Here is a 14,661-nt window from a genome sequence, read left to right as displayed (position 1 = left end):
ACGGGTTCGGACAGGGCACGCTCGAAGACATGCTGACGGGAATCCATGTACCACTGATCACGCCGTTCACCGCCACCGGCGAGGTGGCCGCCGACGCGGTGGAGAAGCTCGCCGACCACGTCCTCGACCAGGGCGCGTCCGGACTGGTGGCGCTGGGGACGACCGGTGAGGTCGCGGCGCTGAGCCCGGCGGAGCGCGCCCAGGTGATCGACGTCTGCGCGCGGGTCTGCCGGACCCGCGGCGTGCCGCTGACCGTGGGCCTCACCGGGAACGACACCAGGTCCACGGCCGAGGCGCTGAAGGCGCTGCCCGAGGGGGTCGCGGCCGCGCTGGTGACGGTCCCGTACTTCCTGCGGCCCGGCGAGCGCGGCGTCGTCGCGCACTTCGAGGCGCTGGCGGAGGAGACGCCGGTGCCCCTGGTGATCTACCACATTCCCTACCGGACCGGTCAGGCGGTGAGCGCCGCGACGCTGCGCCACCTGGGCGGCCACCCGATGATCGCCGGGGTGAAGTACGCCGCCGGCGGGATCGACCAGGACGCCATCGACCTGCTCGGCGACCTGCCCGACGACTTCGACGTGCTGGGCGGGGACGACGCGGTCATCTCGCCGCTGCTCGCGCTCGGCGCGTCGGGCGGCATTCTGGCCTCCGCGCACCTGGCCACCGACCGCTTCGCCGAGCTGGTCGACGCCTGGCGGGCGGGGGACGCCGCCCGCGCGAGGGCGCTGGGGCACCGGCTCGCCCGGCTGTCGGCCACGCTGTTCGCCGAGCCGAACCCGACGGTCATCAAGGGCGTCCTGCACGCCCGGGGCCTGATCCCCACCGCCGACGTCCGGCTGCCGCTGGTGCCCGCGAGCGAGCGGGCCATCTCACAGGCCGACTCCGCCGGTACGGCACCGGCATAGCTCCTCCAGCGGCGTCACCGCCGTCCGGCGCGAGGCCGACCGAGCGGCCAGGGATCGCGACGCGGTCATGACCTCCTGGCGGCAAGGGATCACGACGCGGTCATGACTCCCTGATGGCCGAGCCGACCTCGCGGACCTGGTCGGCCAGCAGCCCGAGGGCGCCGACCGCGCGGGACATCGGGTCGTCCTCGCCGCCGCCCAGCGCCTTGTCCCGCAGGTAGGCCGCCTTGACCTCCGCCCAGCGAGCCCGCTGCTCGGGAGTCAGGCGGCCGCGCAGCTCGGCGAGCTTGAGCAAGTTCGCCTCGGCGTCCGTGGTGAGGGTCTGCGCCTCGCCCAGGTAGTGGTCGTCGATCATCGCTTCGAGCTCCGCCTCGTTCATCGCGGGGACGATGCGCTCGGCCAGCTTGTTCATGTTCCGGTAGGAGCCCTGCAGCCGGTACGGCGGCTCGGTGCGGGCGGCGTCCGACTGCGCGGCCGAGGCGATGTAGGCCCGGTTGTTGGCCAGCACCACCTCCTGCACCCGCACCAGCTTGCGCAGCACGCTCAGGATCTGCTCCAGCTCGGGCCCCGAGTAGGGGTGGCGGAGCTGGTCGGGCCGGACGGCCTGGTCGCCCTTGGCCAGGCGGACCAGCAGCTCCACGTCGGACCGGTCGCGGGCCGACAGCGGCGCGAGCACCGGGTTGGAGGTGAGGGCGTTGTCCACATAGCTCAGCGCGAACTGCTCCTCCCTGCCCGACAGGACGTCCCCCAGGTTCCACACGTCGGCGCGGTTGGCGAGCATGTCGGGGATCCGGAAACGCTGCCCCGACTCGGTGTACGGGTTGCCCGCCATGCACACGGCGAACCTCTTGCCGCGCAGGTCGTAGGTGCGGGTGCGCCCGTTCCAGACGCCCTCGATGCGGCGCTGCGCGTCACACAGCGAGATGAACTTCTGCAGCAGCTCGGGCGAGGTGTGCTGGATGTCGTCGAGGTACAGCAGCGTGTTGCCGCCGCTCTCCAGCGCGAAGGAGATCTTCTCCACCTCCTGCCTGGCCGTGGCGTTCGGCGCCTCCGCCGGGTCCAGCGACGTCACCCCGTGCCCGAGCGAAGGCCCGTTGACCTTGACGAACATCAGTCCCAGGCGGCTGGCCACGTACTCCATCAGCGTCGTCTTGCCGTAGCCGGGCGGCGAGATGAGCAGCAGCAGCCCCATCTGGTCCGTCCGCTTCCCGTCACCGGCGGCCCCGAGCTGCTTGGCCAGGTTGTCGCCGATCAGCGGCAGGTAGACCTCGTCCAGCAGCCGGTTGCGCACGAACGCGCTCATCACCTTGGGCCGGTACTCCTCCAGCCGCAGCCTGGCCCGCTCGGCGGCGACGAGCTCGCCGCGCCGCTTCTGGTAGGCCCGGTAGGCAGGCACCCGCTCGGCCGCGAACCGCCTGGTCCGGGCCAGCATCTCGTCCAGCCGGATCTCCAGCTTCCGGTCCGCGATGCGCGGGTGGGCGCCCAGCAGCCCCTCCACGGTCGCCGAGACGGCCGCGCCGGAGTCGTACCGGGGCAGGTCGCAGAGCTGCACCGCGATCGCCTCGGCCAGCTCGGGCCCCTGGTCGAAGGCGCCGATCCAGGCCTGGGCGAGCTGCACCCGCTCCGGCAGCGCGACGGCCTTCAGGTCCGCCTCGAACTCCTTGACCTTGACCGGCCCGAGCTGCCGCTGGAACCCCGTCACCAGCTCCCGCGCGGCCTTGCTGGTCACGAACCCGTCGGGCTGACCGGCGAGCTCCTCGACGAGATACTCCCCGGCGATCGCCGCCACGCCGCCCGCGTCCCGCCGGCCGATGGTGCCCAGGAAGGCGTCGATCAGCCCGCCGAGCTCCCCGGCCAGCGCCGCGAGCGCGGGCGAGGCCCCGAAGACGGTCCGGGCCCGGCCGAGCGACCCGGCCCGGGTGGCGAATGTTTTACGTGAAACCTCCTGCACGCCGTACGTCCAGAAAAGCTGGGCCGCGGCCCGCGCCTCCGGTGGGTAGCGCAGCAGGCCCGCGCCCGCCCGCAGCCGGAGCAGGACGTCCAGGATGGCGGCGGCGTCATGGTCGTGGACTCCGCGCTCGTAGCCCTCGTCGTAGCGCTCCTGGGCGGCTTGCCGTACCAGATCGGGCAGGTCGGGGCCGGGGACGGCGGTGTCCAGGAGGGAGGCCGCCAGGTGCTCCGCGCGGTAGACCTCGGCGCTCTCCGAGACGAGCAGTTGATCCCAGAAGGGGCGGGTGTCGGCGAAGGAGGCGGGGGCCGGGGAGCGGTAGTCGGTGCCGGTGATGGCGAAGTTCATCGTCACGCCGTCGCCGTCCGGACCCCGCTGCGGGACCAGCGTCAGATCGATCGGCTGGGTGTTGACGGCGAAGCGGTGGCGGCCGAGCCGGATGCTCTCCCCGCCGTCGGTGAACAGGTCCAGGCGGTCGCGCAGGGCACGCCCGGCCTCCTGCTGCGCCGCCTTGACCCTGCCCTCCAGCTCCTCGGCCCGTACGGCGTCGCCCAGGTCACGCAGCTCGGCCGAGACGGATCGGAGCTTGGCCACCATGGGGTCGGTGGCGAAGTAGGTGTTGACCTCGTCGAGCGAGCCCAGCGTGGACAGCCGCCTGGTGATGCTGCCGAGGGTGCGTTCGGCGGAGGTGAACAGCCGGTCGGCCCGCTGGGCGAGCGCGTCGAGCTGGGCCTGCTTGCGGGCGGAGAACGCCTCGTACACGTCGTCGCGCTTGGCGTTGAGCTGGTCGGCGAAGTCGTCGAACTCACCGAAGCGCGACTCCAGGTTCTCCACCTGGATCATCAGCCGGCCGAGCTGCTCGTCGCACCTGGCCGGCGTGTCGGCGACGGCCATCGCGCCGGTGATGGCCTGGCCGAGCAGCGCGAACTCGGCCGCGAACGCGGCCCTGCCCTCGGCGCCGAGCAGCTCGCGCCGACGCCCGTCCAGCAGCGCCCGCGCCCGGTTGATGCCGCCCAGCACCTCGGCGATACGGCCCAGGATGGAGGTGCGTACGGTCGCGTCGGCGATGTCCAGCGAGCCGACCACCTCGGTGACGACGTCCAGCCCTTCCGCCTGGGTGGTCAGCCGCTCGGTGACCGGTACCGCTTCGGCCACGGTGGCGATCGCGGCGGCCTGCGCGGCGAGCTCCTCCACGGCCGCGTGATAGCCGGTGAACGCGTCGGGCCGTTCCAGGAACGCGATGGCCCGCCGGCCCGCCGAGGTGACCTCCTCGGTCAGGGCGGCGGCCAGCTCGTCCAGCCGGGCGAGGTCGAGGTAGCGGACCTCGCGCAGCGTCACCAGATGCCCCTGGGCCCGGCGCAGGGTGGCCAGCAGGGTGACCCAGGCGTCGGCGGTCGCGGGGGAGTCGCCCTTGGACCGGCGCAGCAGCTGGGCGACCTCCTCGGCGGCCTCCTCCAGCGTGTCGGCGGCCTGGCGGGTGAGCTGCGCCACGCTCTCGTACTCGTCGAGCACCTGCTCGGCGGTGGCGCGCACGTCGGCGAGCGGCCCGCGCAGGCCGTGCTCACCGAGCCAGTGGTAGCTGTCGAAGGTGCGCGTGCAGGCGGCGATCAGCGCCTCGAACGTGGCCGCCCCCGGTGCCATCTCCTCGACCATGCGCGACACCGACAGGCAGTCGGAGATGCCGCGCACCAGCTCGGCGTTGCCGATGCGCTCTAGCGGCCCGGTACCGGTCGGCTGCGCGGCGGCGTAGGTGTCGGAGACGTACGGCGTCTGCCACACCTGCATGGGGTGCACCCGCGTCGGCTCCTCGGAGGTGGCCCGGAAGACCACCATGGTGCCGTCGTCGAACAGCGAGAACCCGTGGCAGACGATCGGGTTGGCCACCTCCTTTCTGATCACGTTGTACGGCAGCAGCAGCGAGCGTCCGTCACCCCTGGCGTGGAAGACGTAGAGCACGTCCTCGCCGTTGGGCGAGCGGACCATCCGCTCGAACTCCAGGTCGCTGACGTCGGTGTCGAACGTCTTGCTGACCCCCGTGGCCAGGTAGTAGCCGCCGGGGAAGATCAACCCCTGGTCCTCGGGCAACCGCTGGCAGGCCTGCCCGATGCCGTCGAGCCTGGTCACGGCCTTGGTGCGGGTGTTGAAGACCAGATGCCGCCACTCGGTCTCCTTGTACGGCCTGATCCGCATGAGGATGAGCGGCCCGACGCGGGCGTACTCGACGTCGGCGTCGGCCAGGCTCTGCAGTTTCTCGGCGACGGGCTCGCTGTAGATGCCCGCGCCGGACTCGGTGTTGTTCTCGATCTTGATAGTGAGGTCGCCGCCGACGGTCTCGACGAACACCTCGTCCTCGATGGAGATGTGCGGGTGGCGGCCGAGGACGTGGTCGTCGCGACTGCTGGGGGTCCACTCGAAGTCGTGGGAGGGCGGGAAGACATGGTCCCGCTCCCCCCGACTGTCCTGATATTTCATGACCCCGGTGGGGGTGACCGTCCAGCGGAGGACCCGGAGGTCGGCCGGGCCCGTCTGGAAGACGGCCAGCAGCTTGCCCTCCACCCGCCTGAGCTGGGCGAGGCTGGTCTCCTTGTAATAGCGGTAGAGCTCGGAGAAGTCCTTGCGGAAGGCCGGGTCGTCCAGGGCCGGCAGCTTCTCGGCATCGAACCTGAAGGCGTCGCCCTCCCGGGTGAAGCGGTGCACGGCGAACACGTCGGTCACTGCGGTCTCCGGCTTGAGCCCGATGAACACGTTGTAGCCGAACAGCATGACGTCGCCCACGGAGACGATGTCCCTGGGGACGCAATTGTTCTCCGTACGGATCCGCTCGGTGCCCAGCAGTCGCAGCTCGGCCCCGCCGAACACCGTCAGGCGCTGCGCGTTGACGGCCTCGGCCGCCTTCGACAGCGCCTTGGCCTGGGCGCCGAGCCGGTTCCTGAGCACCTCGTACGTGCCGGCCTCAAGATTGGTGGTGCCTTCCTGAGCAGTGTCAGTCACGCTGTCAGACCTTCGCGGGGACCAGCGCCGTCACCGACGAGTCCGCCACGCCGAGGCGGCGGGCCGTGTCCAGCAGCTCGCCCAGCGGCCCGGAGTCCGGCCCGCCCCGCTGGATGAGCCGCATGAGCAGCGCCGACACGGTGAGGTTCTTCAGGTCCTCGGTGCTGACCCCGCTGACCACGCCGGCCAGGTCCTGCATCAGACTGGCGGACCCGTTCAGGTAGGGGCCGGCCATGGACCGGGCCACGTCGGAGTGCTCGACGAACCCGTCGACCACCTTGCCCGCGGTGATCGAGCCGATCACCTTGTCGAAGAACATCGTGTCGCCGCCGACGATGTCGATGTTCGCCTTGGCCAGACCGGCGGCCAGCACGCTCGCCTGCGCCTCCGCCACGTGGCGGGACACGTCGATCTGCTTGAGCCGTACTTCCTTGTCGGTCTCCAGGCGCAGCCGGTACTCCTCGTGCGCCCTGCTGGCGTCGTCCAGCGCCGCCATCGCGGCCGCCTTCTCCGTCAGACCCTCGGCCTCGGCCTTGAGCTTCTCGCCGATCGCGGCGGCGGAGGCCAGGGCCATCGCCTGCTCGCCCTCGGCCTGCGCCTTGAGCCGGTCGCCCTCGACCAGGGCCATCGCCCGAGCGCCTTCGGCCTCGGCCTTGAGCTTCTCGCCCAGCGCCATCGCCTCCGCGTGGCCGACCTTCTCGATCGCCTCCGCGCCCCGCTCCTTGACCTGCGCCTCGGCCAGCCCGGCCGCGGCGGTCTCGGCCTGTACGCCCTCGGCCAGCCGGATCTTGGCCCTGGCGTCCAGCTCGGCGGCCTGCTGCCTGGCCTCGGCGAGCACCAGCTCCTCGCGGGCCTTGAACTTCGACGCCTCCTCGGCCGCCTCGGCCGCCTTGATGCCCTTGACCAGGTTCTCCTGCGCCTCGGCCTCGGCGGCGATGATCACCGCCTGGCGGGTGCGCTCGGCCTCCTCGACCACGCGCAGCCGCTTGATGGCCTCCTCCTGCTCGGCCACCGTCTTGTCCACCGCGATGCGCTCCCGTACGACCTCGGCGATCGACCGCTTCTCGGTCTCGACCTCCTTGTCCTTGGAGATGCGTGACAGCTCGGTCTCCCGCTCGCGGGCGATGACCTCCAGCATGCGGTCCTTCTCGATCCGCTCGGACTCGATCGCGATCACCCGCTCGCGGTTCTTCTCCGCGACGGCCACCTCACGGGCCCGGTTCTCCTGCTGTACGCCGAGCTGCTCGTCGGTCTTGATGTTGGCCGCCATGGCCCGCAACCGCTCCTCGGCCTGCACGCGGGCGATCTCCGCCTCCTCGCGGGCCCGTACGGTCTGGATCTCGCGCTTCTGCTTGGCCTCGGCGTCGGCCTGGCGGCGCTCCAGCTCCAGGATGGCCTCGCGGGCGTCCACGTTCTGGCGGGTGATCTCCTTCTCCTCGGTGCGCTGGAACTCGTTCGTGCGCACGTGCTCGATCGCCGTCAGCTCGGTGATCTTGCGGATGCCCTGGGCGTCGAGGATGTTGCTCTTGTCGAGCGACGTCAGCGCGGTCTGCTCCAGGTAGTCGATGGCCGCGTCCTCAAGGCTGTAGCCGTTGAGGTCGGTGCCGATGAGGCGGATGATCTCGTCGCGGAACTCGTCGCGCTTGGTGTAGAGGTCGACGAAGTCGAGCTGCTTGCCGGCGGTCTTGAGCGCCTCGGAGAACTTGGCGTTGAACAGCTCCTGCAACGTCGACTCGTCGCTGGCCCGCACGGTGCCGATGGCCTGGGCGACCTTGATGACGTCCTCGGCGGTCTTGTTCACCCGGACGAAGAACGTGATCTTGATGTCGGCCCGGATGTTGTCCATGCAGATCAGGCCCTCGCGGCCGGTCCGCTCGATCTCGATGGTCTTCACCGAGATGTCCATGGTCTCGGCCCGGTGCACCACGGGAAGAACGATGGCGCCGGTGAACGTCACGTCCACCTTGTTGACCTTCGAAATGATCAGCGCTTTACCCTGTTCGACCTTTCTGAACAGCCGGCTGATGACGACGAGCAGACCTATGACGACGACAAGGACGACAGCGAGGAAAACCGCGAAGCCGGTGGAGATGACATCCATCAGTGCTCACTTTCGTAAGGCATGACCCAGAAGAACTCGCCGTCTGCGTCGTATTCGAAGATCAATGCGTTGTCGCCGCGGACCAGGCGATCCTGACCGGTCGTCCTGACCTGGACGACGGCGGAGGAGCCGTCGGCGGCGGTGACCTCGGCCTGGCCGAAGTCGTGGCTCGCCAGGCCGGTGCGGATCACGCACATGCGGCCGACGAAGTCGCCGCGCGAGGGGAGGATTTCCTTCGCCATCAGCCCCCGCAGCGGGCTGATCAGCGCCCGGGTGCCCAGCCAGCCGCCCGCCAGGGCGACGGCGGGCACGGCCCAGAGCAGCGGTCCGGTCGCGAACTGGCTCCCGATCAGGCTCAGCAGCCAGGCCGTCGCGATCAGCAGGGAGAGCGTGACGCCGGCCGGCACACCGCCGAACCCGAGCCAGGGCGCGTCCGCGCCGTCAAGGTCGAACAGGCCGGTGATCACCACGACCCAATAACCGACGACCACGATCAACAGAAAGCTGAAAAAGACCGTCGGAAAGTCCAACGCGACGTGCAGGAACTCGCTCAATACTCGTTGCCCCGTCCCCCGGTGCCTGACTCGTTGGACTATATCTAGATAAAGGCTGACTAAAGAAAAAAGTTCCCGAATGGTTAGACAGCTTGACCTCAAGCGCGCTTGAGGAAGCAGGCTGGCCCGCATGAGTGAAGAGATGATGCGGGCCGCGGCGTTCACCGCCTTCGGCGGCCCCGAGGTGCTGCGAGTGATGGAGCTTCCGGCGCCGCAGGCGGGAGCGGGCCAGGTGCGGGTGCGGGTCAGGACGGCGGGCGTCCAGCCCTTCGACGCCGCCGTGCGCGGCGGCTGGACCCCGCCCGGCGTGACCGGCGACCTGCCGCGCATCCCCGGCAACGAGTTCGCGGGCGTGGTGGACCAGGTGGACGAGGACGTGACCGGCGTGCCGCTGGGGGCGGAGGTGCTCGGCTTCTCGCTGCTCAACAGCTACGCCGAGTACATCGTGGTGAACGCGGGAGACGTGACCGCCAAGCCCGCCGGGGTGCCCTGGGAGGTCGCGGGCGGGCTGACCGCCGGCGTGCAGACGGCCGAGATCGCGCTCGACGGGCTGGCCGTGGGGCCGGGTGACACGCTGCTCGTCCACGCCGCCGCCGGCTCCGTCGGCACCGCCGCCGTGCAGATCGCCAGGATGCGCGGCGCCACCGTGATCGGCACCGCCCGCGAGGAGAACCACGCCTACCTGTGGGACCTCGGCGCGACCCCCGTGGCCTACGGCGACGGCCTCGCCGACCGGGTCCGCGCCCTGGCGCCCGACGGGGTGCACGCCGCGCTCGACGGCGCGGGCGGGCACGCGCTGGAGGTCTCGCTGGAGCTCGTCAAGGACCCCGACCGGATCCTGACCCTGGTCGAACACGCCAAGGCCGCCGCCCTGGGCGTACGCACCACCCAGGGCGTCCGTACGGCCGAGCGCCTGGGCCGCTACGCCGACCTGTACGCCACCGGCAAACTGAAGTTCCCGGTACGCAGGACGTACGAGCTGGAGAAGGCGGCGGACGCGCACAGAGAGATCGAGACCGGCCACGGCCGCGGCAAGATCGTCATCCAGGTAGGCTGACCGGCCACACCGGCCAGCCAACAGCCGGCGCCCCCACTGTCTACGGGCGTCGGCTGCCCACGGTGAGCGGCCCCTACTGGCGGTGGGTCATCGCCTCGGCCACCGCCAGTTGGATCTCGTCCAGGCCCGGCTCGCCGTCCTCGATGCTCCACAGCGAGTTCTGCAGCACCCGGCCCAGGGTCCACCCGGCCGCCCGCCGCCGGTCGAGCCCGAGCCGGTCGACCATGAGGTCGAAGCGTCGCAGCACCGCCCGCCGCACGTCCCCGGTGGCGACCACGTCGTCCCACCGGTTGTCCAGCGCCGGCAGGAGGTCGAACCCCGGGTCGCCGGCCAGTGGCTTGGGGTCGATGCTCAGCCACGGCTCCCGCTCGGCGGCCAGCACGTTGTCGTAGTGCAGGTCCCAGTGCAGGAGCCGGTCGCCCGGCTCGGCGACCAGCTCACCGACCGCTCCCGCGCACACCCGCAGCCAGTGCCGCTCGCGCTCGTCGCCCAGCGCGCCCAGCGCCTCCGGCACGTCGTCGAGCATGCCCTGAGCGATGTCCCCGAGCCGGCGCGACATCCCGGCAGGCGCGGGCACGGCCACCAGCCGGGCGAGCAGCCCGGCGAGGATCTCCACCGCCTCCATGTCGTCGGGCACCGCGGACAGCGGCCTGGCCGCGTCCAGCCGCTCCAGCAGCAGGGCACCGCCGCCAGGATCCTCGTCGAGCAACAGCACGGACGCGTTCCCGGCCCAGGCCCGCAGCCCCGGCCCCTCGGTCGCGTGCTCGTCCGTGACGGGCTGCAACTTGAGCGCCGCCGGCGTGCCGTCAGCCCGCACCACCGGCAGCACCAGCGACACGACCCCGTGCCTCGGCTCCCCGTCGAGCCGCAGCTCCCACTCCCGCAGATAACGCTCCGCCAGCGCGGGCAACCCCGCCGACCAGGCCCGCCCCGCCGCACCGTCCTGCTTCACATGATTCGCCACCAACGCCGGGGGCACCACGATCGTCACCACCCCAGTGTCAGCTTCTCGGTCGTAAAACGACCGAGCTTGCAGCTCCTCGCCGTCGATGGCTTCGACGGTCCGGTCCGCGTCAGGCAGCGTGACTGACTGCCCAGCCCGTCTCACCGCGTGAGGCGATGTTCCGGGCTGCGTTGACGTCGGCGTGCTCAGCGAAACCGCACGACGTACACGAGAAGGTGGCCTGGTCGGGCCGGTTGCGCCTGTCCACATGCCCGCAGTGCGAGCACTGCTGTGAGGTGTAGGCCGCATCCACGGCGATCACCGCCACGCCTGCCCGGACCGCCTTGTAGGCGATGAAAGCTCCGAGCTGGTAGAAACTCCAGGAGTGCAGCGTGACCCGCTGGGGCTTGCGAAGCCGTACCCGCTCGCGGATGCCCTGGAGATCCTCCAGAGCGATCCCGCGCCCGGTGCGTGTCGCCTCGGTCACGATGCTTTTGGCGATGACGTGGTTGACATTCGCGGCGAACCGCGCCTCGCGACGACGCCGCCGTTTCAGCAGCCGCTTGGCGGACTTGGTCCGCTTGGCCTGCAGGCGGCGGCGCAGGCGGCGATGACGGTGGCGGACCGCGTTCAGGCCCTTGCCGCAATGACGGACCCCATCGGAGGTGGTAGCGATGTTGGCGATGCCCAGATCCACCCCGACGAAGCCGTCCGGTTCCGACAGCGGCCGGTCGGCCACCTCGACCGTGGCATACAGGAACCACATCCCGTCCCGGCAGATCAGATCCGACTCACCCCGGCGGTGGGCGGCCAGCAAAGCCAGTTGCCCGGCCGAGCCGGTGAAGGCCACCCCTTTCAGCCGCCCGGCGCTCGTCCAGATCGACACCGTCCGCGCATCATGCTGCCAGGACAGGCACCGGTCGTCATAGGGCTGGGCCGCCAGCGGCCGGAAGGAGATCGGTTTGGTCTCGGCTTTGATCCGGCGTGGCGATCCGGGCTTGCCCAGGTTCCGGCGGCGAGGTTGGCGTGCAGGGTGCGGTAGGCGTCGCACACTTTCTTGATGACGTGCTGGGCGGCCTGGGCGGCCAAGCCGAAGTCGGCCTTGATCTGGTCGTAGGTGTGCTTGCGCAGGTCGAAGGTGCGGAAACAGCGTTGCTGGAACGCCAGTGCCGCGACCAGGTTCGCCGCCCGGTTGGCGGCGTGCAGGGTGGCTTCCAGCGCCGCCGCCTGCTGCGGCGTCGGCAGGAGCTTCACCTGCACCACCAGTTTCACAATCGAACACATTACCATTAGGTCTATGTCACCGCGATGGGAGCCGAACCCCAAGATCCGGCGGGGCCGTAGCGTGGTCCACAGCCTCCACGCCCATTTGGTCTTTACCACCAAATACCGGCGCGAAGTGTTCACCGATGAGACCCTGCGCCGCTGTGAGGACATCATGATCGAGGTATGCGACAGCTTCGGCGCCACGCTGGTGGAGTTCAACGGCGAGCACGACCATGTCCACCTGCTGGTGCACTATCCGCCCAAGGTCGCGCTCTCGACTCTGGTCAACTCTCTCAAGGGCGTCTCGGCCCGGCTGCTGCGCAAGGAGTTCCCGGTCCACATCCGCCGGTATCTGTGGGGCGGCCATTTCTGGTCCCCCTCCTATCTCGCCGCGTCCTGCGGCGGAGCACCCCTGTCGATCATCAAGGAGTACATCGAGAACCAGAAACGGCCAGACTGAGTCACCCACGCAGACCGACTGTCAGGGCACCGCTCGGGCCTGGAGGCCCTCCCGCGCTGTCGTTTCCTCCCGGGCGTGAACGCCCGGGGTTCCACGCCAGATCACGCTGAAACAGCCCGTCCGCTGAACGCGACGGGGTTTCCCACAGCATCTATGTAGATGCCATCTACGTAGATGGCATCTACATAGATGGTGGCCAGGCGACCTCGGCTAGTAGTGCCAGGGAGACCAGTCGGGCTCGCGCTTGTCCAGGAAGGAGTCGCGGCCTTCGGCGGCCTCGTCCGTCATGTAGGCCAGGTGGGCCGCCTCACCGGCGAACACCTGCTGCCCCACCTGGCTTCAGGCGGGTAGGTTCCACGACGGTCCGTCGGGGTGGCCCAGCCATACGCGCTGCCTTTCGGGCGTCACGGTCAGGCCGAAGGTGGACTGGTGCGGCTGACCGGCTTCCCGCCACAGCAGAACGGCGTCTTCGACGGCGTCCCACAGCTTGACCGGGCCATGCTGATGAACTGTCCAGCCGCCTGTGGACTGCGGCTCGACCACGGCGCGTGAACCGGAATCGACATCGATCAGGAAGGTCGTGTCGTTCTCGCCCCAGACGCACTGGGCCTGTGGCACGGCGAGCTGAGCGACCCACAGAGCCGCTTGGTCGTCCAGAGCCGACGGATCGATTCTGGTCTCGCGTACGTCTCCAACGCCTCTGACCAACGGCGGGAGCGGAGGAGGCAGGTGGGAGCGGGCGGTCATGAAAGACAGGTCGTCTTTCAGAAAGCGGCCACTCGCGGCGCCGTCACCCGCCACAGTGAGATGCGCGAACGCCACCCCACCCATCCATCCCCGCATCGGGGCTGTGATGGTGCCGCCATCGCGGACCTGCTGCGGCCACGCGAGCGGGATCGTGCGAACGGAACATGTTGCGATGAGCCGATCGTATTCAGCGTTCTCGGCGTATCCGTACAGCCCGTCTCCGACCACCAACGTCGGGGTGTAACCCGCCTTGAGGATCGCGTCACGAGCCCGGGCGGCTACCACCGGGTCGTACTCGATCGAAGTGACCGCGTCGCTGCCGAGCCGCTGACACATCAGCGACGTCGAGTAGCCCGTGCCCGTGCCGATCTCCAGAACCTTGTCACTCTCGCCGATCCGGGCGGCCTCCAGCATCCGCACAACCAGGCCGGGCAAGGTCGATGACGACGACGGCCGCCCTGTCACGAGCTCCGAGGCGTCTTCGGCCATGACGCCGCCCACCTGCGTCACCCAGGTCTCGTTGGCGTAGACCAGGGCAAGCCATTCGCCTTCGCCCGTGTCGGCACAGCGCATCGGGACCCATAGGTCGTCCCGGCCTTTGTGAGGCAGGTATATGGCATCACCCAGAAACCGTTCGCGAGGCACTATTTCCAGCGCCTTGCGCCAGTCGGCAGAACCTATTGTGTTCGCCAGTTCGAGGCGAAGCCCTGCGGCTGTTTCTGTCATGGCCACCATCCTTCCAGTAGTACGTCCGCGAAGGCATGCGCTATCGCGTCGCAGTCCGGCAGCCATCCCCATTGGCCATTCGGGTTACATTCGATGAACGTCCAGATTTCTCCCGCCCTGCTCTCTTCGATGGCGAAATCGAAACAACCGAACTCCAGGCCGAAGTGTGCGAGGTAGGTGTATAGAGCCTCCCTGATCGCTTCGGGTACTTCGATGGGCTCGTGGATCAGCTCACGCCAATCTCCGCGTCTCCAATCAAGCGCGCCATCGGGAGCGGTGATCCTGCTCGCAAACACCTTCCGGCCTACCACGGTCACTCTCGCGTCAGCGGTCTTCTGAATCTCCTTTTGAAACAGGTGAGCGGTCACCGACAATGACCCGTTCAGATCATCTGCACTGATCCGCTGCGTCCATATGGCGCCTACCTGGCAGCCCGCGCCCGGCGGAACCCCTCGGAACGACTTGTAGATGATGTGTTCGTGTTCAAGAGCGAATTTCCGGGCGGCGTCGAGATCGTTGGTAACCAACGTCTCAGGAATCTTCATCCCTGCTCGCACAGCCACCTGCAACTGCGCGACCTTGAAGTCCGCACCTTCGGTGGCGGCGGGATGGTTGACGTAACGGCAGTTCGGCAGGGTCCTCAGCAGCCCTCTGAGCCCATGGCGAGCCTCGGTGATCACGAACTGCCGTACCTGTTCGTCAGCGGCGTCACTACGCCAAGGGCTGGGGCGCCGGTAGTAGGTGGCCCCGATCTCCTCCAGGGAGACGTCACGGCTTGGCGTGAGAAGCCTGCCACCCCACGAGTCACGACCGTTACCGATATGGGCACTGAATGTCAGCGCAGTACCGATGTCGGCGGGATCGACGCGTACCACTCGCACTTCGCGCTCGATCAGGACTCTTATGACCGTGTTGGCCGTCTCGTCAATCAATGACGTGACAACCAACACAGTGGTCGGCGTT

The 14,661-nt window shown here is 69.3% G+C and carries 10 protein-coding genes and 1 pseudogene; 3 read left to right on the top strand and 8 right to left on the bottom strand.

Translation table 11 applies throughout. The features are described from left to right. The first annotated feature begins 29 nt into the window (after nt 1-29). Nucleotides 30-905, top strand: a complete 876-nt coding sequence (gene dapA, locus IEY87_RS05865; protein WP_189137463.1) for a 4-hydroxy-tetrahydrodipicolinate synthase — start codon at nt 30-32, stop codon at nt 903-905. 100 nt (nt 906-1,005) lie between these two features. Here dapA and IEY87_RS05860 read toward each other — a convergent pair whose 3' ends face one another. The 3 genes from IEY87_RS05860 to IEY87_RS05850 are packed head-to-tail and all read right to left on the bottom strand — an operon-like array spanning nt 1,006 to nt 8,499. Next, nucleotides 1,006-5,844: a DNA repair ATPase gene (locus IEY87_RS05860; protein ID WP_189137462.1), complete on the bottom strand. Its 4,839-nt coding sequence runs from the start codon at nt 5,842-5,844 to the stop codon at nt 1,006-1,008. Nucleotides 5,845-5,848: 4 nt separating this feature from the next. Next, a complete protein-coding gene (locus IEY87_RS05855; RefSeq protein WP_189137461.1) occupies nt 5,849-7,945 on the bottom strand; it encodes a flotillin family protein in 2,097 nt (698 codons plus the stop codon). Continuing rightward, nucleotides 7,945-8,499, bottom strand: a complete 555-nt coding sequence (locus tag IEY87_RS05850) for a hypothetical protein (protein WP_189137460.1) — start codon at nt 8,497-8,499, stop codon at nt 7,945-7,947. The genes IEY87_RS05855 and IEY87_RS05850 overlap by 1 nt, the downstream gene beginning before the upstream one ends. Before the next feature lie 130 nt (nt 8,500-8,629). Here IEY87_RS05850 and IEY87_RS05845 point away from each other — a divergent pair, with 130 nt between their 5' ends. After that, the gene (locus tag IEY87_RS05845) at nt 8,630-9,556 is read left to right on the top strand and encodes an NADP-dependent oxidoreductase (protein ID WP_308112941.1); all 927 of its coding nucleotides are present in this window, start codon (nt 8,630-8,632) and stop codon (nt 9,554-9,556) included. Between the two features lie 73 nt (nt 9,557-9,629). Here the strand turns inward: IEY87_RS05845 and IEY87_RS05840 are convergent, their stop codons facing one another. Both IEY87_RS05840 and IEY87_RS05835 read right to left on the bottom strand, forming a co-directional pair. Continuing rightward, nucleotides 9,630-10,550 carry an aminoglycoside phosphotransferase family protein gene (locus IEY87_RS05840; RefSeq protein ID WP_372462247.1) on the bottom strand — a complete coding sequence of 307 codons (921 nt, stop codon included), beginning with the start codon at nt 10,548-10,550 and terminating at the stop codon, nt 9,630-9,632. Between the two features lie 79 nt (nt 10,551-10,629). Then, nucleotides 10,630-11,783: pseudogene (locus IEY87_RS05835) on the bottom strand (RNA-guided endonuclease InsQ/TnpB family protein). 13 nt (nt 11,784-11,796) lie between these two features. Here IEY87_RS05835 and tnpA point away from each other — a divergent pair. Continuing rightward, nucleotides 11,797-12,225, top strand: coding sequence for an IS200/IS605 family transposase (gene tnpA / locus IEY87_RS05830; protein ID WP_189137458.1), 429 nt, complete (start codon nt 11,797-11,799; stop codon nt 12,223-12,225). Nucleotides 12,226-12,435: 210 nt separating this feature from the next. On the opposite strand, the gene IEY87_RS46600 is transcribed toward tnpA, so the two are convergent. From IEY87_RS46600 to tgmB, 3 genes are read right to left on the bottom strand one after another with little or no spacing between them, the layout of a single operon-like run. After that, nucleotides 12,436-12,558, bottom strand: coding sequence for a hypothetical protein (locus IEY87_RS46600; RefSeq protein WP_263651763.1), 123 nt, complete (start codon nt 12,556-12,558; stop codon nt 12,436-12,438). 6 nt (nt 12,559-12,564) lie between these two features. Then, a complete protein-coding gene (tgmC, locus tag IEY87_RS05820; RefSeq protein WP_189137457.1) occupies nt 12,565-13,698 on the bottom strand; it encodes an ATP-grasp peptide maturase system methyltransferase in 1,134 nt (377 codons plus the stop codon). Then, nucleotides 13,695-14,648 (bottom strand): ATP-grasp ribosomal peptide maturase, encoded by a 954-nt coding sequence (gene tgmB / locus IEY87_RS05815; RefSeq protein ID WP_229699300.1) that lies wholly within the window; start codon nt 14,646-14,648, stop codon nt 13,695-13,697. The genes tgmC and tgmB overlap by 4 nt, the downstream gene beginning before the upstream one ends. Nucleotides 14,649-14,661 lie beyond the last annotated feature (13 nt).

The organism is Nonomuraea glycinis, from assembly GCF_014646515.1.
In the GTDB taxonomy this organism is placed as follows: domain Bacteria; phylum Actinomycetota; class Actinomycetes; order Streptosporangiales; family Streptosporangiaceae; genus Nonomuraea; species Nonomuraea glycinis.
The sequence above is the reverse complement of the archived record's forward strand: the minus strand, read 5'-3'. Positions and strand labels throughout refer to the sequence as shown.